25 protein-coding genes are annotated in these 20023 nt (G+C 68.4%); 12 read left to right on the plus strand and 13 right to left on the minus strand.

The features are described 5' to 3' along the window. Nucleotides 1-125 precede the first annotated feature (125 nt). Together ABDZ36_RS14540 and ABDZ36_RS14545 are read left to right on the plus strand one after the other, a co-directional pair. Entirely contained in the window at nucleotides 126-644 is a 519-nt protein-coding gene (locus ABDZ36_RS14540; RefSeq protein WP_211312866.1) for a DUF8173 domain-containing protein, read from the plus strand. Between the two features lie 43 nt (nucleotides 645-687). Continuing rightward, complete coding sequence (locus tag ABDZ36_RS14545; RefSeq protein ID WP_211312865.1) at nucleotides 688-1308, plus strand: METTL5 family protein; 621 nt, start codon at nucleotides 688-690, stop codon at nucleotides 1306-1308. On the opposite strand, the gene ABDZ36_RS14550 is transcribed toward ABDZ36_RS14545, so the two are convergent. Next, nucleotides 1299-3098 (minus strand): rhomboid family intramembrane serine protease, encoded by a 1800-nt coding sequence (locus tag ABDZ36_RS14550; RefSeq protein ID WP_211312864.1) that lies wholly within the window; start codon nucleotides 3096-3098, stop codon nucleotides 1299-1301. The two genes, ABDZ36_RS14545 and ABDZ36_RS14550, sit on opposite strands and share 10 nt — an antisense overlap. A gap of 105 nt (nucleotides 3099-3203) precedes the next feature. On the opposite strand from ABDZ36_RS14550, the gene ABDZ36_RS14555 reads away from it, so the two are divergent. Next, a complete protein-coding gene (locus tag ABDZ36_RS14555; RefSeq protein WP_211312863.1) occupies nucleotides 3204-3485 on the plus strand; it encodes a DNA-directed RNA polymerase subunit L in 282 nt (93 codons plus the stop codon). Between the two features lie 239 nt (nucleotides 3486-3724). After that, complete coding sequence (locus ABDZ36_RS15030; RefSeq protein ID WP_486187709.1) at nucleotides 3725-3889, plus strand: DUF7987 family protein; 165 nt, start codon at nucleotides 3725-3727, stop codon at nucleotides 3887-3889. Nucleotides 3890-3923: 34 nt separating this feature from the next. Here ABDZ36_RS15030 and hisF read toward each other — a convergent pair whose 3' ends face one another. Next, on the minus strand, nucleotides 3924-4736 hold the full coding sequence (gene hisF / locus ABDZ36_RS14560; protein WP_211312862.1) for an imidazole glycerol phosphate synthase subunit HisF: 813 nt from the start codon (nucleotides 4734-4736) through the stop codon (nucleotides 3924-3926). Between the two features lie 48 nt (nucleotides 4737-4784). Then, nucleotides 4785-5510 carry a hypothetical protein gene (locus tag ABDZ36_RS14565; protein WP_211312861.1) on the minus strand — a complete coding sequence of 242 codons (726 nt, stop codon included), beginning with the start codon at nucleotides 5508-5510 and terminating at the stop codon, nucleotides 4785-4787. 20 nt (nucleotides 5511-5530) lie between these two features. On the opposite strand from ABDZ36_RS14565, the gene ABDZ36_RS14985 reads away from it, so the two are divergent. From ABDZ36_RS14985 to ABDZ36_RS14580, 3 genes are all read left to right on the plus strand, one after another. Further along, nucleotides 5531-5734: a DUF7550 family protein gene (locus ABDZ36_RS14985; RefSeq protein WP_425545324.1), complete on the plus strand. Its 204-nt coding sequence runs from the start codon at nucleotides 5531-5533 to the stop codon at nucleotides 5732-5734. 225 nt (nucleotides 5735-5959) lie between these two features. Next, nucleotides 5960-6097: a hypothetical protein gene (locus tag ABDZ36_RS14575; RefSeq protein ID WP_211312860.1), complete on the plus strand. Its 138-nt coding sequence runs from the start codon at nucleotides 5960-5962 to the stop codon at nucleotides 6095-6097. Between the two features lie 132 nt (nucleotides 6098-6229). Further along, complete coding sequence (locus ABDZ36_RS14580) at nucleotides 6230-6517, plus strand: DUF7526 family protein (RefSeq protein ID WP_211312859.1); 288 nt, start codon at nucleotides 6230-6232, stop codon at nucleotides 6515-6517. 39 nt (nucleotides 6518-6556) lie between these two features. On the opposite strand, the gene ABDZ36_RS14585 is transcribed toward ABDZ36_RS14580, so the two are convergent. From ABDZ36_RS14585 to tenA, 4 genes are all read right to left on the minus strand, one after another. After that, nucleotides 6557-7342, minus strand: coding sequence for an ABC transporter permease (locus ABDZ36_RS14585; protein ID WP_211312858.1), 786 nt, complete (start codon nucleotides 7340-7342; stop codon nucleotides 6557-6559). Then, nucleotides 7339-8349 (minus strand): ABC transporter ATP-binding protein, encoded by a 1011-nt coding sequence (locus ABDZ36_RS14590; RefSeq protein WP_211312857.1) that lies wholly within the window; start codon nucleotides 8347-8349, stop codon nucleotides 7339-7341. Before ABDZ36_RS14590 ends, ABDZ36_RS14585 begins: the two co-directional genes overlap by 4 nt. A gap of 133 nt (nucleotides 8350-8482) precedes the next feature. Beyond that, nucleotides 8483-9964, minus strand: coding sequence for a sodium:solute symporter family transporter (locus ABDZ36_RS14595; protein WP_211312856.1), 1482 nt, complete (start codon nucleotides 9962-9964; stop codon nucleotides 8483-8485). Between the two features lie 64 nt (nucleotides 9965-10028). Continuing rightward, nucleotides 10029-10694: a thiaminase II gene (tenA, locus tag ABDZ36_RS14600; protein WP_211312855.1), complete on the minus strand. Its 666-nt coding sequence runs from the start codon at nucleotides 10692-10694 to the stop codon at nucleotides 10029-10031. Nucleotides 10695-10752: 58 nt separating this feature from the next. Between tenA and ABDZ36_RS14605 the strand changes: the two genes are divergently transcribed. Both ABDZ36_RS14605 and ABDZ36_RS14610 read left to right on the plus strand, forming a co-directional pair. After that, nucleotides 10753-11688 (plus strand): thiamine-phosphate synthase family protein, encoded by a 936-nt coding sequence (locus ABDZ36_RS14605; protein WP_211312854.1) that lies wholly within the window; start codon nucleotides 10753-10755, stop codon nucleotides 11686-11688. 81 nt (nucleotides 11689-11769) lie between these two features. Further along, the gene (locus ABDZ36_RS14610; RefSeq protein WP_211312853.1) at nucleotides 11770-12513 is read left to right on the plus strand and encodes an SDR family oxidoreductase; all 744 of its coding nucleotides are present in this window, start codon (nucleotides 11770-11772) and stop codon (nucleotides 12511-12513) included. Nucleotides 12514-12666: 153 nt separating this feature from the next. Here the strand turns inward: ABDZ36_RS14610 and ABDZ36_RS14615 are convergent, their stop codons facing one another. The 4 genes from ABDZ36_RS14615 to ABDZ36_RS14630 all read right to left on the minus strand — a co-directional run bounded on the left by ABDZ36_RS14615 (nucleotide 12667) and on the right by ABDZ36_RS14630 (nucleotide 15543). Next, a complete protein-coding gene (locus ABDZ36_RS14615; protein WP_211312852.1) occupies nucleotides 12667-12873 on the minus strand; it encodes a DUF8149 family protein in 207 nt (68 codons plus the stop codon). Nucleotides 12874-12939: 66 nt separating this feature from the next. After that, nucleotides 12940-14007 (minus strand): DUF4350 domain-containing protein, encoded by a 1068-nt coding sequence (locus tag ABDZ36_RS14620; RefSeq protein WP_211312851.1) that lies wholly within the window; start codon nucleotides 14005-14007, stop codon nucleotides 12940-12942. Then, nucleotides 13994-14890 (minus strand): S49 family peptidase, encoded by an 897-nt coding sequence (locus ABDZ36_RS14625; protein WP_211312850.1) that lies wholly within the window; start codon nucleotides 14888-14890, stop codon nucleotides 13994-13996. The genes ABDZ36_RS14620 and ABDZ36_RS14625 overlap by 14 nt, the downstream gene beginning before the upstream one ends. After that, a complete protein-coding gene (locus ABDZ36_RS14630; protein WP_211312849.1) occupies nucleotides 14887-15543 on the minus strand; it encodes a LolA-like protein in 657 nt (218 codons plus the stop codon). Before ABDZ36_RS14630 ends, ABDZ36_RS14625 begins: the two co-directional genes overlap by 4 nt. A gap of 199 nt (nucleotides 15544-15742) precedes the next feature. On the opposite strand from ABDZ36_RS14630, the gene hemH reads away from it, so the two are divergent. Then, nucleotides 15743-16792, plus strand: coding sequence for a ferrochelatase (gene hemH / locus ABDZ36_RS14635; RefSeq protein ID WP_211312848.1), 1050 nt, complete (start codon nucleotides 15743-15745; stop codon nucleotides 16790-16792). Further along, on the plus strand, nucleotides 16765-18102 hold the full coding sequence (hemG, locus tag ABDZ36_RS14640; RefSeq protein ID WP_343749375.1) for a protoporphyrinogen oxidase: 1338 nt from the start codon (nucleotides 16765-16767) through the stop codon (nucleotides 18100-18102). Before hemH ends, hemG begins: the two co-directional genes overlap by 28 nt. Nucleotide 18103: 1 nt before the next feature. Here hemG and hemE read toward each other — a convergent pair whose 3' ends face one another. Further along, complete coding sequence (gene hemE, locus ABDZ36_RS14645) at nucleotides 18104-19114, minus strand: uroporphyrinogen decarboxylase (protein ID WP_211312847.1); 1011 nt, start codon at nucleotides 19112-19114, stop codon at nucleotides 18104-18106. An 87-nt stretch (nucleotides 19115-19201) separates the two neighbouring features. Here hemE and ABDZ36_RS14650 point away from each other — a divergent pair, with 87 nt between their 5' ends. Next, nucleotides 19202-19657, plus strand: a complete 456-nt coding sequence (locus ABDZ36_RS14650; protein WP_211312846.1) for a universal stress protein — start codon at nucleotides 19202-19204, stop codon at nucleotides 19655-19657. A gap of 5 nt (nucleotides 19658-19662) precedes the next feature. Here the strand turns inward: ABDZ36_RS14650 and ABDZ36_RS14655 are convergent, their stop codons facing one another. After that, complete coding sequence (locus ABDZ36_RS14655; protein ID WP_425545325.1) at nucleotides 19663-19890, minus strand: carotenoid biosynthesis protein; 228 nt, start codon at nucleotides 19888-19890, stop codon at nucleotides 19663-19665. Between the last annotated feature and the right edge of the window lie 133 nt (nucleotides 19891-20023).

Here is a 20023-nt window from a genome sequence, read left to right on the forward strand (position 1 = left end):
CAAAGTGATGCGCGAGTACCGTGGGTTCGGCCTTCGCGCCGAACCCACGGTGAGGCGAGCGGGGGAGTGACTCGACCCACGAGCGGCGCACAACGGCTTTCTCCTCGTACGCCCTCCTTGGACGTATGGACCCCATCGTGCTTCCGCTCCAGCAGATCGACCCCTACGGGTTCCAGCAGACGCTCGGTGTCGGCGGCCGCGCCGCCGGCGCGTTCCTTGGAACGCTGATCGTGGGTGCGCTAGTGTTGGCGTTTGCTGACAGCTACCTCGAACGGCTCATCGACGTCGTGCGCGAGGAGCCGCTGCCGTCATTCCTCTGGGGGATCGGGACGCTCGTCGTCCTCGCGTGCGTGACGTTCCTGCTCGTCATCACCATCGTCGGGATCCTCGTGGCGATTCCGCTGTTACTCGTCGCGTTCGCCGTCTACTACGTCGGGAACGTCATCGTCTACGTCTATCTCGGCGGGCGCGCTGCGGACGGCCTGGGGTGGGAGACGACGCGGTGGGGCCACCTGCTCGTCGGGGCGCTCGGTGCGGGGATCGTCGCGGCCGTCCCGGCCGTCGGCGGCCTCGCGAGCTTCGTCATCAGCGCCATCGGCGTCGGGGCCATCGTCCACACGTGGTACCGCTCGCGCGAGTCGTAGGCGGAACCGACGCGGCTTTTCGTTTCGCGATCCTCCCGCCCGTATGAAGCGCGCCCTCGAACAGCGTCTCGCGGCCGTCGCGGGGTTCGACGACCCGGACGTCGAGCGCGAGCAGTACCCGACGCCCGCGGAACTCGCGGCGCACGTCCTCCACACGGCGGACCTCCGGGGCGATATTGCTGGGCCGGTCCTCGACCTCGGGACGGGGACGGGGATGCTTGCGCTCGGCGCGGCGTGTCGCTCGCCGGCGCGCGTCGTGGGCCTCGACGTCGACGGCGACGCGCTGGCGACCGCGTGCGAGAACGAGCGGCGCGTCGATCCCGAGGTCGCGGTGTCGTGGGTGCGCGGCGACGCGACCGACCCGCCGCTCGTTTTTGACACCGCGCCAACGGTCGTGATGAACCCGCCGTTTGGGGCACAGCAGGGAAATAGACACGCGGATCGGCGCTTTCTCGCGACGGCCGCCGACTTTGCGAGCGTCTCGTGGTCGATCCACAACGCGGGGAGTCAGGCCTTCATCGAGTCCTTCGCAGGGGATGCGGACGGGACGGTGACCGACACATTCGCTGCTGAGTTCGACGTCACGCGGCAGTTCGACTTCCACACGAGCGCGCGCGAGACACTCGATGTCGAGGTGTACCGGATCGACTGGCGTCAGTTGTAGGTCTCGCGGGTCGCGACGGTGACGTGGGTTCCGTTGCGCGCGGCGACAAGGGAGTTCCCGGCGCGTCCGAACCCAAGGCCGCCGGCGGTCGCCGTTCCGTTTTTCGTGGGTATCGGTGCCCGCCCGAGCGTCTCGTTCGCGTGCGAGACGACGACGCTGAACCCTTCAGGGGTGTTGGCGATAGTGACGTTCCGGCCGGCGATCACGGGTGCGGCCGTGGCGTTCGGGGAGGTGTAGGCGAGCGAGCGCGCGCCGTCGGGGGCGACGAGTGAGACCCGATAGACGGGCGAGCCGCCGGTCGGCACCCACCCCGAACGGGTCGCGGCGACGGTCTCGCTCCACCCGAGGCCACCGACGCGGACCGACGCGCGACCCGCGTACGCGAGTGATCCCTTTGAGACAGATTGCGTCCAGATCGCCCGCTCGGGGTTTGAGACGATGACGCCGCTCGCGTTCACCCCCGTCGACTCGTTCAACAGCGAGATGTCGAACGCCCCGACGCGCTCGTTGGGGACGTTCTCCGCGTACGTGACCGTGTAGTCCTCAACGTGGACGGCACTGTCGCTTACGCCCGTGCCCGCGTCGGACGAGACGGCCGCGAGGTTGACCGGGACGGCGACCATGACGGTGACGAGCAGCGGGAAGCAGAGACAGAGCGTGGCGACCTGTCGGCGCGTCAGGCCGGTGTCGAGATGTGCGAGGAGCGGGCGGGAGCGTGCGCGGACACCCGCAGCGACGAAGAGGCCGAGCGCGACGACGAGGAGGACGCCCAGGCCCCGGTAGAGCACGTACGTCGAAGGGCCGCGGTACCACCAGATGGCATAGAGCGGAACGCTCGCGGCGTAGACGATCGCCGCGCCCCAGAGCCGAAGCGCGCTCGGGCGGTCGTCGCGCGCGGTGACGAGGAGCGCGCCGAGGAGAACCCCCACGAAAACGCCAGTTGCGTGGCCCTGGACGGCGACCCCGGCCCACCACGGACCGCCGTAGGAGGGGCCGGTGGAGGCGACGACGATCGGATCGCGGAGCGCGTAGTAGAACGTGGAGACGAAGCCGCTCGCGGCGCTGGCGACGATCGTGGCGACGGGGTAGCGCGTGAGCGCGAACGCACCGAAGGCGAAGACGACGCCCGAGAAGCCGATAATCGGGCCCCACGCGAGCGCGCTCGTCAGGACGGCGACGACGGCGACGACGAGAACGAAACAGCCGATCCGCGCGAGCGGATTCGTGCGGAGCGAGCCGAACGTCGACTCGCCGCGCCGCGTCGGATAGTGGCTCCACGCGTACTCGGCGAGTGGCGCGTAGACGAGCGTGCCGAGGAGGTTGCCCGTGATGTGTGAGAGGCCGGCGTGCGCGAACGGCGCGGTGAGAACGCCGAGCGGGTAGAGGTACGACCACGACGTGAAGGGGAGTGAGAGCGGGTCGGACGGATGCGTCCACCCGCCCTGAACGAACAGGTAGAAGCTGGCGACCGTGGCGACGACGACGAGCGTCCCCCACGGAACGCCGAAGAGGAAGTGTGTTCGAAGGCGACGGCCCCACTCGTCGCCGACGCCGTCGAGCGCGCGGACACACGCGAGCGAGACGAGGACGGTAAGCACGACCGCGGGGGCGAGTACCGCGATCGAGGCACCCGCGACGGCGGCGACGCCAAGGCCGACGAGCGGCCCGAGCGGGAGACCGACCCGGAGCGCCGTCCCGAGTCGGATGGCTCGGAGGGCGACACCGCAGAGGACGAGCCCCCAGCACGCGATCGCGGCGAACCCACCGGCGAGGAGCGCGGGCGAGACCATACGCGTCGCTCGGTTCCCGCGCCCTTAAACGCCGGCGGGTCGGCGACGAGTCCGCACGCGGGCGCGACCGCAACGTTGAAACGCCGCAGAAGCGACCGTACGTGTATGGATCTCCGGGTCATCGAGCAGCAGGACACAGAGCTCACGATCGAGATCGCGGACGAGGACCACACGTTCATGAACGTGCTCAAGGGCGCGCTCCTCGAACTCGACGACGTCGCCGCCGCGACGTACGACCAGAACCCCGAACAGTCCGGCGGTCAGACCGAACCCGTCCTCACGCTCAAGACGGAGGGCGCGAAGCCGCTCGACTGCCTCGAACAGGGCGCGGCACTCGTCGACGAGCAGATGAACGAGTTCCGCACCGCCTTCGAAAACGCGCGATAGGCCGCCTCCACCTTTTTCCGTCGAGGGGTCGCCTACGGCGACCCTCACGACGCAAAAACATGGGTGAAAAAGGCGCGAACGCTCCGCGTTCGCGTGAAACTCGGCTAGTTCGAAAGACTACAAACCGGTCTCTCGTCATCACGAAACAGCGAAGCTGTTCCAAGCGTCTTTGCCCGGACGTTCGATCTAGGGAAATCGCCTTTCAGTAGGTACTCTGTTCACCTCTCTCGATTTACGATATGGTTTCCCGTGAGAATCAAGTAATGGTCGCCTCTGCCGTGGTAGCCCTCGCTGTTCTTTTCGCTTTACGGTCATTCACGAGCTTGGGGGTGTTGTCGAGGTTTGCGATTGTCGTCGTCGCCATACTCGTTACCCAATCTGCTCTCGGACGGGTGTATCAGTAAGCAGTTAGACCAAACGAGTGCCTCTCAACTGGGCCTACAACCGAACCGGGACGTCGTGCTCGTCGAGGTACTGCTTCACTTCCTCGATGGTGTACTCCTCGAAGTGGAAGATGGACGCTGCGAGCGCGGCGTCCGCGCCAGCCTCGAAGGCCTCCAGCATGTGCTTCGGTTCGCCACAGCCCGAGGAGGCGATGACGGGCGTCGAGACGGCGTCGCAGACGGCGCTCGTGACGGGCAGGTCGTAGCCGTCCTTCGTGCCGTCCATGTCGATGGAGTTGACGAAGAGTTCGCCCGCGCCGCGTTCCTCGGCTTCGGCAGCCCACTCGACGACGTCGATACCGGTGCCCTCGCGGCCGCCCTTCACGGTGCACTCGAACCAGCAGGACTCGCCGTCCACCTGCGCGTAGTGCTCGCCGGCTTCGTCGAAGCGGCGGCGCGCGTCGACGCTGATGACGATGCACTGACTCCCGAAGGCCTTCGCGCCCTCGGTGATGAGCTCGGGGCGTTCGAGCGCACCGGTGTTGATCGAGACCTTGTCCGCGCCGGCGCGCAGCGTCTCCTTGATGTCGTCGGTGTCGCGGATCCCACCGCCGACGGTCAGCGGGATGAACACCTCGTCCGCGACGTCCTCGACGACGGAGAGCATCGTCTCGCGACCGTCCGCGCTCGCCGTGATGTCGAGGAAGACGAACTCGTCCGCGCCGGCCTCGTTGTACTTCTTCGCGAGTTCGACCGGATCGCCCGTGTACTCCAGGTCCTCGAAGTTCACGCCCGTGTAGACGGCCGCGTCCCCGTTCTCGTCGAGGTCGACGTCGATACAGGGGATGACGCGCTTCGTCAGGGTCATGCGGGGAGATAGGCAGGCACCCCCTGAAAAGGTGTCCGACTGGCGGGCTCACCCGTCCGTGAGCGCGACCTCGCGTACGTCGCTCCCAGTGACGCTCGACACCGACCCGTCGCGGAGCGCGAGCGTCACGCCGTAGCTCCACGACGTCGAGGGCTCGGCCGTCGCGTTGCCCGTGTTCGTGCCCGGGTGCACCGACACACCGGTCGTCGCGCGGTAGTCGCCGTCCGGGAAGCACGACCCGTCACCGTCCGTGTAGACGTCGTACGCGACGCGCAGCGACTCGCCGGCATCGAGCGTCCGCGCGTATGCGATCGAGTTCGTCGAGTAACTCCCGGTGACGCGCCAGCACTCGTCGGCGCGGCTCTCGGGCGGGAGGTCGCTCGCCGTGTCGTTCCCGATGGAGACCGCGCGGACGTGCTGGCGCGCGTCGTCACTCACCGGATAGCAGAACAGCGACGCGTCGCCCTCGATAGCGTTGAGCGTCGTCACCGAGAACGGCGGCGCGAACCCGAACGTGGCCGTGAACGGGTCGCTCCCTTCGTTCGTCAGCGTCGCCGCGAATCGCGGCGGGTGATCGGCCGTGACGTCGCGGACGAGGTCGGCCTCAAACGACGCCGCGTCCGGCAGGAGTGACGTCGTACCCGTCGTGCTCCTGTCTGTCGTGTTCTCGCTCGTCGTACTTGGGTCGTCGCTGGTCTCCCGGCCACCACAGCCGGCGAGGGTCACAAGGGCCGTCGCGCCCGAACCAGTGAGGAACGCGCGTCTGGAGGGCATCTGTCTCAGAGGATCGGACGGTGACGTCATATGCGTTGTGGAGGCCCCCTCGCGAGTCCGCAAACGGAAAGTACCGGCCCGCAGAAGGCGAACGCATGGACACGATACATGACGGGCGGACGACGGCACCGATGCAGTCCTTCACGACGACACAGGTCGCCTACGGCGCGGCGGCGTTCGTCGTCGGCGTGTTCGTCACGTTCGTCCTCCCGTTCCTCGGGTGACATCTCCTCGCCCTCACGGCGGGGCTTCCCATCCTGCAGGTGGGATTGTTACCGATATACGACATGATCTGTTCTCTCGTGCGAGAGCGGGCTGTTTCGCACGAAAGAACAGCTGTCCCGATGGTCATGCCACACGGCGTAAGCGTGTCACCTTCTCTCGTTGATCTGCACTGTACCGTGTACGAACCCGCGCGTCTCTCCTGTTCTCAGAGGGTGTCGAGATAGTTGAACTGCGCGTTCAGCATCGCGGTAGCGCGGAGTCCCAGGGTCGTTGAGGCGCACGACTGGCACTTCGACGTGACGGAGAGCACGACCCGTGTCGCGCGCTTCGAGATCACCGATTTCGAGTTCGACGACGCGTGAGTTGCGCGCCTCGGCACCCCGAGACCGGAGCGTCGACGTGGCCCAGCCACGACACGATGCTGTGGCGGATGGGGAGTACGTACAATCCGTGATCCGGGAGGCTATACCACCCGCGACGCGTAGCGATCCGTGATGTCGGAGACGATTACCGGGACGGTCATCCACGTCGTCCCCCCGGAGGAACTCGATGACCACGACCTCAACCCCGCGCTTGCCGATCGCGCGAGCGGGAACTACGTCGTCGTCTGTCGGCGCGGCGGGTCGCCCTCGCTCCTTCAACGGGTGTGGGGGTTCCTTCGTGGGGGCTCCATCGACGCCGTCACCGTCGTCACCCCGGACGAGTATGCCGAGGGGGAACCGATCGACGTCGCGGCAAGCCCACTCGGCGTCGAGGGCGTGTACGACGCGACTGATGGATAGAGTGGACCAGTTGGTTGCGGCAACCACGGGGCGCTTCGACTAGAGATCGGCGCGCTCGAAGCGCAGATAGCCGAGGGCGAGGGGGATGACCGCCCACGCGACGAGCACGACGACGGCGAACCATCGGGTCGTGTAGAACGGTCCCGAGGCCGCGCTCGCAGCGAGCGCCCCGTCGGCCGTGCTGTACGCCTCGAGGGGGCTGCAAGCGTTGAAGACGCGTGCCCACGTCGGCGTCGGGCCGAGCGAGAACTGGAAGCCCGCGGCGACGTAGCGGACGAGCGTCGGGATCGCGTTCCACGCAATGAGGAAGAGGAGGAACGCGGACGCCGCGAGTCCCACGGCGCGACGCGCGGTCCGGGCGGTCGCGGAGGCACCAACGCCGATGCCGACGAACGCGACGCCGAGGAGACACGAGAGGAGCCATCCCCCGACGAACGTCGTCACCGAGACCCCGCTGCCTCCGGCGGCCACGAAGACGACGAGCGAGACGACGTAGCCCGTCGTGATGGCGGCGCACGTCACGATCGCACGCCCGAGCGCGGTGCCGAGCGCGACGTCGAACCGCGAGTGGGGGTAGGAGAGCATCACCCGGAGGCTCCCGTCGTCACGCGCTCCGGCGATAGCGCCGTAACTGACGCCGAGAGCGGTGAGCGGGACGATGAACTGGACGAGCGTCGGGAGGCCACCGGCGACTCCCGACGATCCCCCGGACTGCAGGTAGCCGGCGAGGGCGAACAGGATCGCGTACGCCCCGAAGAGTGTGAGCGCGCTCATCGATCGGAAGGGGTCGCGGGCGTCGCGCTCCGCGACGACGCGCCAACTCATCGCGACGCCTCCGCGTCAGTCGCGGCGTCCGCGCTCGCATCGCCACCCGCCTCTCCGCCAGTGTCCGCACTCGGTTCTACCCCGCCCTCCGGACCGGCGTCGGCCGTCTCGGTGTAGCTCGCGAAGAGGTCGTCGAGTGAGGTTTCGCGGGACTCGACGTCGAGGACGGTCGCCCCATCGGTACGGACGGCGTCGACGACCGTGGCCTTCCGCTCGTCGGGGCATGTGACGGTGACCGTCTGCCCGTTAGCGTCGGCGCTCGTGACGCCCTCGACGTCTCGTACGGCAGCCAGCGCGGCCTCCGAGAGGTGATCCAGCGTGAGGACGAGGGTGCCGCTCGCGCTCCCGACCGAATCGCGCAGATCGTCGATGTGATCCTCCGCGACCACCTCGCCGTCGACGAGAATCCCCACTCTGTCGGCGACGGCCTCGACCTGCCCGAGGATGTGACTGGAGAAGAAGACGGTTGCGCCGCGCTCGTTCTCCTCGCGGACGATCTCGCGCATCCGGCGCGCGCCGTTCGGGTCGAGGCCCGTCGAGGGCTCGTCGAGGACGAGCAGGTCGGGGCTACCGGCGAGCGCGCACGCGAGGAGGAGGCGCTGTTTCATCCCCTTCGAGAACCCCTCGACGTTCCGATCGGCGGCCTCCGCGACGCCCACCCGATCGAGGAGTTCGAGCGGGTGGTCGTCCGCGTCCTTCGAGTCGATGGCGAACTGCGCGTGCTGGCGGGCGGTCAGGTGGCCGGTGAGCCCGTACGCGTCCGGGAGGACGCCGAGGCGCTCGTGGACGCGCTTCGTCTCCGCTTGCGCGTCGTGCCCGAAGACGGACACCGACCCCGCGGTCGGCCGGAGGTAGTCGAGGAGGAGGTCGATGGTCGTTGACTTCCCGGCTCCGTTCGGCCCTAAGAACCCGAACACCTCGCCTTCCTTGACGGTGAGGTCGACGTCCCGCAGGGCGGTGACGTCGCCGAATCGCTTCTGGAGGGATCGTATCTCGATGGCGGCCATACACGTACGTCCAGGAGGCGATCAATAGGTCTTGTCGTCGCCTACCACCGGAGCGTCAGGACGACGTAGCCGAAGACGGCCGCGGTGAGCAGTATCGATCCCCACATGAGGACGGCGAAGCCGAGGTGCGAGATCACCGGTCGCTCGCCTCCGTGAGGCGCTCGCCGACGTGGCGGAGCGTTCGCACGTCGTACTCGTGTCGCCCGACGACGGCCGCGGCGAACGTGAGCGTGATCGAGACGCCGGTCGAGCCGACGAAGACCCAGAAGAAGGAGGGGGTGAGGGGGACGCCCAGGGCGGCGAGCGCGCCGGCGAGTCCGAGGCCGGGGAAGTACGCGAGGCCGACGAGCAGCCCCGCGACGGAGGCGAGCAACGCGCCGCGCTCGCCGAGCGTCGGGAGGTAGAGGCCGAGGACGAACGGCGCGAACGTGGCCGCACCAAGGAGGTCGGCGAGGAAGAACAGCGTAAGGACGTCGTAGCCGCGCGCACCGACGACGATGGCGGCGAGGGCGACGACGACGGTCGCGGCCCGCGAAATCCGCGTGAGGGTGTCCCTGTCGGCGTCCGTGAACGCTGCGAGGTCGACGGTGACGACGCTGGCGACGCCGTTTAGAACTGTGTCGGCAGTGCTGGCGACGAGGAGAACGGCGAGCACGACGACGCCGAGCGCGAGCGACGTCGGGAAGACGTCGTTGACGACGAGGAAGAAGGAGACGCCGGCGTTGCCGTCCACGAGGCCGCGCGCGGCAGCGATAACGCCGAAGACGCCGGACAGAACGATCATCGGAACGACGGCGACGGCGCTGACGCCGAACGCGCGTTTCACCGCGCTCGTGGACTCAGCGGCCCAGATCCGCTGCCAGACGCCCTGATGAAGGACGTTCGCGCCGAGGACGGCGAAGACGACGTAGAAGCCAAAGGCGAGTGCCGCGGGGTTTGCGAGTGTGAGGAGATCTGGGGACGCGCTCGCGGCAGTGTGGTAGACGGCGTCGGTGCCGCCCAACTGCCAGAGCGCGCCGACGGCGGCGACGACGAGCAGGGGGAGCGCGACGGCGGTCTGGACGGTATCGGTGACGAGGCTGGCGACGAGACCGCCGTAGGCCGTGTAGACAAGGACGAATCCGCCGATGACAGTCGCGGTCGCCCACGCAGGGACGCCGGCGACGAGCGCGAGCGCCGCGGTGACGCCCGTCATCTCCGCCGCGAGGAAGACGAACATGTAGAAGACGGAGACGACGAGGACGAAGCAGTAGAACGCGGTCCCAAAGCGCGCGCGGACGTACTCGGTGAGCGAGTGGCCGTCCGGCATCACGTCGCGGACGCGTGCGGCGACGGGGACGAAGAGGAGGAGCGGCGCGGCACTCCCGATCGCGTAGCCGAGAACGGCCGTCACGCCGCCGTAGGCCGCACCGGCCTCCGCGGGGCTGAGCAGGATCCACGCGCCCATCACGGAGCCGACGATGGACGCGACCGTCGTGCCCTCGCTCGCGCTTCCGCGTGCGGTGAGGAGTGCATCAAGCGAGAGGGGACGCCGGAGCGCGTAGCCGATGCCGACGAGGGTCGTGGCGGCGAGCGCGAGGGCGACGACGCCGAGCGTGAGCGTCGCATCGAGCATTAGCGCTCGCCCCCGTTTGTGGCGTCATCCCACGCGCTCACCGCGCGCAGGTCGTCCGTGTGGCTCACGCCGTCCATTCCTCCTCGCGCCACGCGGCGTCCCAGAAGCGGTACTCGTAGCGCGCCGAGGTCTCGAATATCTCGCGGTAGCGCTCTCGGTCGGCGTCGCTCGACCGGGCCGCGATGTCGTCCATGAGGGCCTTGCACCACTCAGCGAGCTCAGTGAAGTCGTCGCCGGCGTAGGTACGGATCCACTCCGCATAGCGCTCATCGTCCGGGAGCCCCCCGGCCTTGAGCCGTTTCGCGGTCTCGTTGAACCCCCACATGCAGGGAAGGAGGACGGCAACGAGATCGCCGAAGGTGCCGGTTGCGGCGGTGCGGACGAGGAAGTCCGTATACGCGCGTGTAGTCGGCGACGCCTCGGTCGCCTCCAGTTCGGCCTCGGTGATGCCGAACTCGGCGGCGTACTCGCGGTGGAGATCCATCTCCGTCTCTGCGGTCTCGTGGAGCAGTTCGGCGAAACGCCGGAGGGTGTCGAGGTCGGGCGCACGCGCCGCCCCGTAGGCAAACACCCGGCAGTACTCGACGAGGTAGACGTAGTCTTGACGCACCCAGTACCGGAAGGGCTCGACGTCGAGCGTGCCGTCGCCGAGCCCCGACACCATCGGGTGCGCCTCGATGGCGTCCCAGGTCGGGTCGGCGACCTCGGTCAGCGTCTCGGTGTATCCCATATCGGTCCCCTCGCCATCGCCACCTATATAATTTAGTGGTATAACTGGATTATCACCGATGGCAACGACACGCGACGACGGGCTCGTCCTCCCCGCCGAGGTGATCGCCGACGAGTTCGTCCCGACGATGCGCGTCGCGCTCGCCCGCGCTCTCTCCGATCGAGGATGCTCGCAGCGTGAGATTGCGGGCTTTCTCGGCGTCACGCAGGCCGCGGTAAGCAACTACCTCGCCGGCGAGGCCCGTACGACCGACCGACTCGCGGACGACGAGCGCTTCGCATCGACGGTCGAGCGCGTCGCCGACGGCTGGGTCGCGGACGAGCTCTCCGGCTACGACGCGCTCGTCGAGGTCCGCGAGCTCCTCGCCGCGTTCGTCGACCGCGGGCCGGTCTGCGCACTCCACGAGGACGCGATGCCCGCGCTCGACGGCCGCGAGTGCGACCTCTGTGTCCGCGGGCGCGACGGGGCGGCCGCGCGCGAGCGCGAGACGCTCCGCGACGTCCGCACGGCCGTCCGACGCTTCGCCGCCGCGGACGCGACGCCCGGCCATGTGCCGAACGTCGGGACGAACGTGGCGAGCGCGCTTCCCGAGGCCGCCGACCCCGCGGACGTCGCCGCCGTCCCCGGCCGACTCCACGCCGTGCGGGGGCGGGTCGAGGTCCCCTCCGAACCGGCGTTCGGGGCGTCGCACCACGTGGCGAGCGCGCTCCTCGTCGCGGCCGACGTCGGCGACACCGTCGGCGGCGCGCTGAACCTCGCCACGAGCGACGCGCTCCTCGACGCCGCCCGGGCGCGCGGACACGACCCCGTCGCGTTCGACGCCGGCTACGAGGACCGCGCGGCCGAACTCCGCGACGCGTTCGCCGACGGCGTACCGACCGTCGCCTACCACGACGGCGCGTACGGCATCGAGCCCGTCTGCTACGTCTTCGGCGCGGACGCCCGCGACGCCGTCGAACGCGCGCTCACGCTCGTCGATGCCGTGGACGAGTGACGAACCCTCTCCGAATCCGTCGGCTGATTCGCCTCACCGGGTTCCCGAACCGTTAAGCCCCTTGCTATACCGGTCACGAGTATGACCGACACGCTGACCGACGCGACGGCGCTCGTCACGGGCGCGAGTTCCGGCATCGGCGCGGCGACCGCCCGCGAACTCGCTTCTCGAGGCGCGAACGTCGTCCTGAGCGCCCGCCGTGAGGAGCGACTCGAAACGCTCGCGACCGAGATGTCAGACAATCACGACGTCGAGTCCGTCGTCCACCCGACGGACGTGACGGACAACGCGGCGGTCGAGGCGCTCGTCGATGCGGCCGTCGAGCGCTTCGGTGGCCTCGACGTCGTCGTGAACAACGCCGGTCTCGGGCGCGCCGAGACGGCCATCGAGGACCTCGACCTCGACGCGTATCGACAGATGATGGACGTGAACTGCGACGGGATGTTCCACGTCGCGCGTGCCGCCATGCCTCATCTGAAGGAGAGCGCGGGGAACCTGCTCTTCCTCGGAAGTATGGCCGGGCAGTACCCGCGTCCCGGCGCACCGGTGTACGCCGCGACGAAGTGGTGGACACGCGGGCTCGCGTTGAGCCTGCAGGGGAGCGCCGGCAACGAGGGTGTCGGCGTGACGGTAATCAACCCGACCGAAGTCCGCACGGAGTTCGCCAGCGAGGACGGCGAGAAATTCGCTGAAGCCATCGAGCCCGGCGACGCAGCCGAACCCGCCGACGTCGCGCGTGCCATCGCCTTCGCCGCCGAGCAGGAGGACCCGAACGTCGTCCAAGAGCTCGATCTCTTTCGCCGCGATAAGTTCACTGACTGGTAGCGCGGGCATTCGATCAACGCCGGCCGTCGCCAGTCGGGTCCGCCACGCTCCGTGCGTAGCGTCGCGGAACCCCAGCTCGATACTACTAAGCAGTATTACTGGACAGTACTACTAAACGTGCTGCTTGGTTGGGCATCCCCAGTATCCGCCCCCTTACTCGTCGAGAAACCCGAGATCGCGGGCGATGAGGTCCGCGAGTTTGTCGGCGACGTCGGGGTCGACTTCAGCCTCCTCGGCCCCGCCGTGGACGCGTTCGTTGTGCCGCTCGATGGTGTCGGCGACCTCCGGGAGCGGTACGCGGTTCGTCGTTCCGCACGCCTCGCAGATGACCGGGGCGGTCGGTGGCTCGTCGTCACTCATCATTAACCAGAGTTTGTGGGAGGGCGACACAAGCGTTTCGCCTCCCGTACGCGACGCGCCGACGCGTCAGGCCGTCGCGTTGGTCGTGTTCGTTCCGTTCGTCGCGCCCCCCGGGGTCGGCGTAACGCCCGATCCACCGAGGGAGAGTGCGCCCGGAGTCGGCCGAGCGCTCGACCCGCCGATCGTGCCGGTCTTCGTCCCGCTCACGAGGAAGTCGGCGACGTTCCCGATGAGGACCTCGTTGTCGGCGACGGTCGCGCCGTCCGGCGTGAGGAACCATGTGTCGCCGATCGCGGCGACGTTCCCGTTCTGGACCGCGACGGCGTACGTCCCGGTCGTCCGCGTGCTCGATCGGCTGACGTTTTCGGCGCTGATGGCCGCCGTCGCCGCGTCACCGTGTGTGACGGCGACTGCGGCGTCAAACACCGTTCGATCGACGCCGGCGGCGAGGCCGCCCTCGGCGCTCGGCGATCCGTAGACGTACTGGAAGTTGTTCGCGTTCTCCGTCATGTCGTAGAGGTAGTCGGCATTGAACGTCATTCCGTGGCGGGCGGCGACGGCGTTCGGCTGCCCGCTCCCGGCCGTCGTCGCACCCGTAGAGAGCCCGAGGAGCGACGCTGTGCTCGACGCCGTGGTCGGCGTATCGCCGAGCAGGAGCACGCGCCCACCGTCGTCCGAGAACGCAGAGACGGCGTCCGCTTCCGCCGAGCTATACGCCGCGGCCGGATCGGCGATGACGAACGCGTCCGCACCGTTGAGCGTCTCGTTCAGCGCCGACGTCCCCGAACTGGAGACGAGCGAAGAGGTCCCGCCGGTGTAGAAGCGCACCTCGTGGCCGCCCTTGATCAGGGCGTTCACGAGCGGCTGCATGTCCGCGCGCCCGACTGCGTTGCCGTGCGCGGCGTCGACGACGACGGTTTTCTGCGTTCCCGCGTCTGGTACCGGAACGGACCCGCTGTCGTCGACCGGCGTCGGCAGGAGTTCACCCGTGTCGTACGCAGGTGCGTCCGGCTGCGCCGATCCGCTCGAGCCAATAACGCCGCTCGCAAAGCCCACACCGGCCGTCACGACGACGACGGCGAGGAAGACGGCGACGAACGCCCCGATACCGCGTCGCAGATCAGGCGCTCGCATTGGCGATCACCTCCGTCTTCGGGCCGGCGATCGACCCATGGAGCATCAGGTAGTGGACGGTTTCGACGCCCTGGTTGCCGAACGTCGCGCTCGCGCTCGCCGTCCCGTCCGCGTCGGCGCTGAGGCCGAGTTGGCTGAGGACGTTCGGAGTCGGTGACTCCATTCGGACCACGCGGTAGTCCGAGAGCCCGGCCCGACTCGCGGCCGCGCTGATCGCGGTGTCGATCCCACCGACGGAGTCAGCGAGCCCGAGTTGGACGCCGCGCGCGCCCGAGTAGAGCTTCGCGTAGGACAGTTCGCTCTCGCTTAGCGTCAGGTTCCGCTCAGCCAGCACGCTACCGACGAACGCCCGCCGGAGCGCCTCAACGCGCTGGCGGACCTCGGTTTGCGTCGACGTCGCACCCTTGTCAGGGCCGGTGACGATCTCGCCGGCCGGCACGCCCGGCGTCGGGATCGTCGCTCGCACGCCGACGCTGCCGACGCTGCTCGCGGGCGTCACGTAGATCTCGTCCGAGGCGACCGCGGTGTAGTAGCCGCCGGAGGCGGCCATCCCCGTCACGCTCGTCACGACGGGCATCACCTGTTGCGTGCGTTTGACGGCGAGGTAGAGTTGCTCGCTCGCCGCCGCGGCACCACCGGGGCTGTCGATATCGAGGACGACAGCCTCGATCGAGTCATTCTGCCTGGCCTCGCGGAGGTTGTCGATGACCGTACTCGCGGTGTCGCTCGTGATCGTCGAGTGGAGTTCGATGACGGCGACGCTCCCGTCCGGGCCGCTCGTCCGATCCCACACGGTCGGAACGACGGCCGCACCGACAAGCAGGCCGACTACCGCACCGACGATGACGAGGCGACCGAGTCGCGAGCGCGAGCCATCGCTCACGTCGCGCTCACCGTGTTCGCTGCCATCGTGCCGTTCGAGTCACCAGTTTCGCGCAGGGTCACATTCGTGTACGTGACTGTCTCGGTGACGTTCACGCCGTCCGCAGTCGTCCACGTCGTTTCGACGCGGAGCGGGATCCGACGCTCGGTGTCGATCCAGACGCGACGGGCAGCGTCGTCCGCGTCGCTCGTATTGCCGTCGGTGAGCGAGACGACTGCGGTCTGGTGGCCCTCAACGACCGCCGTTCCAGTGATCGAGACGTCGTTCGTTCGGACGAGTGACGCCGCGAGCGCGCCGTACGTCGACCCACGCGTCGCCGCATCGCTCGGGCCGGTCGCGAGGGCGGACGCGCGTGTCGCCGTCTCGTACGTCACCGTCGACCCCGCGTTCGGGCCGCTCCGGTACGTGACGGTCGTCGCACCGTCGGTGTCGGCGGAGACGTGCGCACTGACCGTCGACGTCGCGTGTTCCGTTTCGACCGTCTTCGTGACGGTCGCACTGTACCCCTCGATCGCGTCGTAGCGATGCTGGACCTGCTCACCGATCGCGTCGGCGTCCGAGAGCCCGCCGGTCGGGAGCGTCGAGCAACCGGCGAGGAGGAGGGCACCGACGAGCCCGAGGGTGAGGGCACATCGTTTCGTTCTGCGGGGCATACGATTACACTGTTCTGATAGTGTTACATAATCGTTGTCATCGGAATGATCATATTTTCGTTCGGCCCTCGACGAACTTGAAGGGCGTCTGACGGCCATCCACGAACGGACGCAAACGGCATATACCGACTGGTTCGACGGCCGTACGGTGGGTTCGGCAACCGATACCTTTTGGCCGACCGATGCCCAACGAACGCATATGACCACAGGCGTCATCCTCCTGAACTTCGGCGAACCATCCGAGCCGACGCGCGAGGAGGTCGTCCCCTATCTCGAACGGATCTTCTACAACAACCGCTTCCTCGACGGCGACATGCCCGAGGCGCAGGCCCGCGAGCGCTCGCGCGAACTCGCCGAGAAGCGCGCGCCCAGCCTCATCGAGGAGTACGAAGACATCGGCGGGTCACCGCTGAACCCGCAGGCGAAAGCACAGGTCGACGCCGTCGTCGATGTTCTCACCGAGCGCGGCTTCGACGCCACCGGCTACCTCGGCACGCAGTTCTCCGAGCCGACGATCGCGGACGCCGTCGCCGCCGCGAAAGCCGACGGTGTCGACCGACTCGTCGGCCTCCCGATCTACCCGCTCTGTGGCCCCTCGACGACCGTCGATGCCCTCGCTGACCTCAACGACGCCGTCGCAGCCGCTGACTGGGACGTGCCGGTCGATCGCATCTCCGGCTGGCACCGCCATCCCGCGTACACCCGGATGCGTGCCGACAACGTCCGTAAGTACGCCGAGCGCGAGGGGATCGACCTCGATGCCGAGGACACGGACGTCCTCTTCTCCGCGCACGGGACGCCGACGCACTACCTCGAGGAGGGGTCGCGCTACGACGTCTACGTGAACGAGTTCACGACGGCACTCGCCCACCTCGTCGGTGTCGAGGACTATGTCGTTGGTTACCAGAACCACGAGAACCGCGACATCCCGTGGACCGAACCCGAGACAGAGGATGTCGCCGTCGAAACCGATGCCGAGCGCGTCGTCGTCGAGCCCGTGAGCTTCATGCACGAGCAATCCGAGACGCTCTCCGAACTCGACATCGAACTCCGCGAGGAGGTCGAGGCAGCCGGCAAGGAGCTCTTTCGGGTCCCGGTCCCGCACGACGACCCACGCTTCGCCGAACTGCTCGCGGACCTTGTCGAGCCGTTCGCGGCGGACGTCGACCCCGAGTACTACCAGCTCCGGGAGTGTCAGTGCGCAGCCGAGGAGGGCGCGATGTGCCTGAACGCGCCGCGCGCCGAGTAACCGTGCCCGTGGCCGCGGGCACGGGCCGAGAACGGGACGGCAACGACGCGGATGTCGCCGTCGTCGGCGCGGGGATCACGGGCCTCGCGCTCACGCACGCCCTCGCCGAGCGCGACGTCACGAGCGTCACGCTCGAGGCCGCTGACGAGGCAGGCGGCGTCATCGACTCGAAGCCCCTCGACGACGGCCTCGTCGCCGAACGCGGCCCGAACCGGGTCCGGCTGACTGACGGGATCGAGCGGCTCGTCGATGCTGCGGGGCTTCGCGAGGACCTGCTCGTCGCGGACGACGACCTCCCGCTCTACGTCTATGCGGGCGGCTCGCTCCGCGAAGTCCCCTTCGACCTTCCGACGTTCCTCCGCACCGACCTCCTCCCGTGGTACGCGAAGTTTCGCGTCCTCGCGGAGCCGTTGACCGGTGACGTGCGCCCAGACGAGTCAGTCGGGCACGCCGTCCGGCGCTCCTTCGGGCGGACGGCGTATCGTAACCTCGTCGAACCGATCTACGGCGGAACGTACGGCTCCGATCCCGATCGGATGCCGGTGAAACACGCGCTCCCCGCGCTGTTGCGGATGCAGGGCGAACACGGGCGTCTCCTCCGGCCGCTCCTGCAACGTGCGATAGCCGACCGGGAGGCCCCGCCGCCGGTCTCGATCACCGGTGGTCTCCAGCGCCTCCCGGACGCGCTCGCCGCACGCTACGCTGATCGCGTGCGGCTCGGGACGCCCGCGACCGGGATCGAACGCGCCGGTGAGCGCTACGTCGTCTCGACGCCGGATGGCCCCGTCACTGCGGACGAGGTCGTGCTCACCGTTCCTGCGCCGGCCGCCGCCGACCTCCTCGGCGGCGTCGCGCCCACTTCGGCGGCCGCGCTCGGCGAGCTGACGTACAACCCGCTCGCGGTCGTGACGATGTACTCGGACGCGCGCCGCGAGGGCTTTGGCTACCAGGTGCGACGCACCGAGTCGCTGCGAACGCTCGGCGTCTCGTGGCACCACAGCCTCTTCGGGCGGACCGGCCAGTACACGGCGTATCTCGGCGGGATGGAGGACGAGAAGATCGTCGAGATGGCCCCGGAAGACGTCGGAGAGATCGCCGCCGACGAGTTCGAGGCAGTGATGGACGCCGCGGCACACGTCCGCGACGTCTCGATCGACCGGCATGCGCTCCCGGCCTACGACGAGTCGTGGGCGGCGCTCGATCGACTCGATCTGCCGGACGGGATCACGCTCGCGACGAACTACACGGCGCGCGTCGGCGTCCCGGGCCGCGTTCGTGAGGCCGAGTGCGTCGCCGACGACCTCGCGTAGCTCAGTTCTCGTACTCCCAGTTCTTCGCCGTCTCGACGAACGCGCGGACGTTCTCCATCGGCGTGTCCGCGTGGACGCCGTGGCCGAGATTGAGGACGTGCCCGCGCGGGCCTGCGGCCTCGATAACCTGCTCCGTTTCCGCGCGAACGAACGACTCGTCGCCGAAGAGGTACTGCGGGTCGAGGTTCCCCTGGACCGCGATATCGCCGAGCTCGTCGCGCGCGTCGGCGATGTCAACGGTCCAGTCGAGGCTCACCGCGTCGGGGTCGGCGTCGGCGAGCGCGTCGAGGCGGCCAGCCATGTTGCGCACGAAGAGGATGACGGGCGCGTCGACGCCCGCGCAGATCCGCCGATGGAGTGGGAGGAGGAACTCCCGGTAATCCGCGGGCGCGAGTTCGCCGGCGTACGTGTCGAAGAGCTGGACGACGTCCGCCCCGTGGTCGATCTGGTACTGGAGTGAGTCGAGGACGGCGTCCGCGATGACGTCGAGGAGCGACGCGAACGCGTTGGGATGGCGCGCGCGGAACTGCCGGATCTCGTCGTGGCGCGAGGAGCCGCTGGCGATGATGTAGGAGGCGAGCGTGAACGGGCCACCCGCGAAGCCGATGAGCGACGTCTCATCGCCGACGGCGTCGTCGAGCCGCTCGAGGAGCGCGCCGACGTAGTCGAGCTCGTCAGCGATCGCCGCGTAGTCGTCCGGCACGTCGCTCGGGCCGTCGAAGGGGTCCTCGATCACGGGGCCGACGCCGCTCTCGATGCGGTAGTCAAAGCCCAGCGGTTCGAGGACGGTGAGGATGTCCGAGAACATCACGACGCCGTCCGGCCGGTAGTGCTCCCACGGGAGGAGAGTGATCCGCTCGGCCACTTCGGGCGTCTTGATCGCCTCCAGAAAGCTGTACTCCTCGCGGATCTCGCGGTACTCGGGGATGTGCCGGCCGGCTTGGCGCATCAGCCACACCGGCGGCCGCTCGACGTCTTCCCCCCGGACCGCCCGCACGAGAAGCTTCTCCATACGCGAAGGAGCGCCACGCGGCAGGTAACTCTGTTGTTCCCGCGCGTCCCCCGGAGTTACGGCGATCCGCGTGAAAGAGCGAAACGCATGTACGACGACATCCTGCTGGCGACTGACGGTACCGTCGCATCCGAGAACGCCGCGTCCCACGCGATCGAACTCGCGGCGACTCACGACGCCAACCTGCACGTCGTCTACGTCGTGGACGAGTCGGTGTACACGGCGTACAGCGGTGACGAGTACGTCGACGAGGCCGAAGGGCCCGAGCACGGCCTCGAAGAAGCCGGCGAGGAAGCACTCGACGCGGTGCGCAAGCAGGCAGCGGCCGCCGGCGTCGACGTCACGGACGAACTCCGCCACGGTGACCCCGCGGAGACGATCATCGACTACGCCGACGAGATAGACGCCGACCTGCTTGTCCTCGGCACGCAGCAGCGCCCCGACGAGTATCGCGCGCTCCTCGGAAGCGTCACCGACCGGGTGCTCCGGCTTACGAGCCGGCCGGCGGTGGTCGTGAAGACGGAATCCGAGGCGGAGGCATAGCACCCTCACTCGTCGACGCCGCCGTCGCGCGCGAACGCGAGGTCGAAGCGGTCGGTGGCGAGGAGGACACAGACGAGCGCGGCGGTGCAGAGCACCGGGATCCAGTTCGTGTAGACGAGGTTGACGAACCCCCAGAGGACGACGAAGCTCACGAGGTCGTCGAGAGCGAACTGGCAGGCGTCGAGGCGTGCGCGTAGCGAACCGCAAGGGCAAAGACCCGGATCACGTTGCAGTCGACGAAACCGTGATACAGATTGATGACCAGCGCTCTTGGCTGTACGCCGTCATCAGAAACGCGTAGTGGTTAGGGGAAGTTATGGAGGTGGCGCCTGATACGAGAGTATGTCTGGAGATCGCCGCAAAGAG

The organism is Halarchaeum salinum (genome assembly GCF_039520965.1).
GTDB lineage: Archaea > Halobacteriota > Halobacteria > Halobacteriales > Halobacteriaceae > Halarchaeum > Halarchaeum salinum.

Bases quoted from the DNA above. Each gene is read 5' to 3' on its own strand.
- ABDZ36_RS14540 (WP_211312866.1), top strand. From the start codon at position 126: ATGGACCCCATCGTGCTTCCGCTCCAGCAGATCGACCCCTACGGGTTC.
- ABDZ36_RS14545 (WP_211312865.1), top strand. From the start codon at position 688: ATGAAGCGCGCCCTCGAACAGCGTCTCGCGGCCGTCGCGGGGTTCGAC.
- ABDZ36_RS14550 (WP_211312864.1), bottom strand. From the start codon at position 3,098: ATGGTCTCGCCCGCGCTCCTCGCCGGTGGGTTCGCCGCGATCGCGTGC.
- ABDZ36_RS14555 (WP_211312863.1), top strand. From the start codon at position 3,204: ATGGATCTCCGGGTCATCGAGCAGCAGGACACAGAGCTCACGATCGAG.
- ABDZ36_RS15030 (WP_486187709.1), top strand. From the start codon at position 3,725: ATGGTTTCCCGTGAGAATCAAGTAATGGTCGCCTCTGCCGTGGTAGCC.
- hisF (WP_211312862.1), bottom strand. From the start codon at position 4,736: ATGACCCTGACGAAGCGCGTCATCCCCTGTATCGACGTCGACCTCGAC.
- ABDZ36_RS14565 (WP_211312861.1), bottom strand. From the start codon at position 5,510: ATGCCCTCCAGACGCGCGTTCCTCACTGGTTCGGGCGCGACGGCCCTT.
- ABDZ36_RS14580 (WP_211312859.1), top strand. From the start codon at position 6,230: ATGTCGGAGACGATTACCGGGACGGTCATCCACGTCGTCCCCCCGGAG.
- ABDZ36_RS14585 (WP_211312858.1), bottom strand. From the start codon at position 7,342: ATGAGTTGGCGCGTCGTCGCGGAGCGCGACGCCCGCGACCCCTTCCGA.
- ABDZ36_RS14590 (WP_211312857.1), bottom strand. From the start codon at position 8,349: ATGGCCGCCATCGAGATACGATCCCTCCAGAAGCGATTCGGCGACGTC.
- ABDZ36_RS14595 (WP_211312856.1), bottom strand. From the start codon at position 9,964: ATGCTCGATGCGACGCTCACGCTCGGCGTCGTCGCCCTCGCGCTCGCC.
- tenA (WP_211312855.1), bottom strand. From the start codon at position 10,694: ATGGGATACACCGAGACGCTGACCGAGGTCGCCGACCCGACCTGGGAC.
- ABDZ36_RS14605 (WP_211312854.1), top strand. From the start codon at position 10,753: ATGGCAACGACACGCGACGACGGGCTCGTCCTCCCCGCCGAGGTGATC.
- ABDZ36_RS14610 (WP_211312853.1), top strand. From the start codon at position 11,770: ATGACCGACACGCTGACCGACGCGACGGCGCTCGTCACGGGCGCGAGT.
- ABDZ36_RS14615 (WP_211312852.1), bottom strand. From the start codon at position 12,873: ATGAGTGACGACGAGCCACCGACCGCCCCGGTCATCTGCGAGGCGTGC.
- ABDZ36_RS14620 (WP_211312851.1), bottom strand. From the start codon at position 14,007: ATGCGAGCGCCTGATCTGCGACGCGGTATCGGGGCGTTCGTCGCCGTC.
- ABDZ36_RS14630 (WP_211312849.1), bottom strand. From the start codon at position 15,543: ATGCCCCGCAGAACGAAACGATGTGCCCTCACCCTCGGGCTCGTCGGT.
- hemH (WP_211312848.1), top strand. From the start codon at position 15,743: ATGACCACAGGCGTCATCCTCCTGAACTTCGGCGAACCATCCGAGCCG.
- hemE (WP_211312847.1), bottom strand. From the start codon at position 19,114: ATGGAGAAGCTTCTCGTGCGGGCGGTCCGGGGGGAAGACGTCGAGCGG.
- ABDZ36_RS14650 (WP_211312846.1), top strand. From the start codon at position 19,202: ATGTACGACGACATCCTGCTGGCGACTGACGGTACCGTCGCATCCGAG.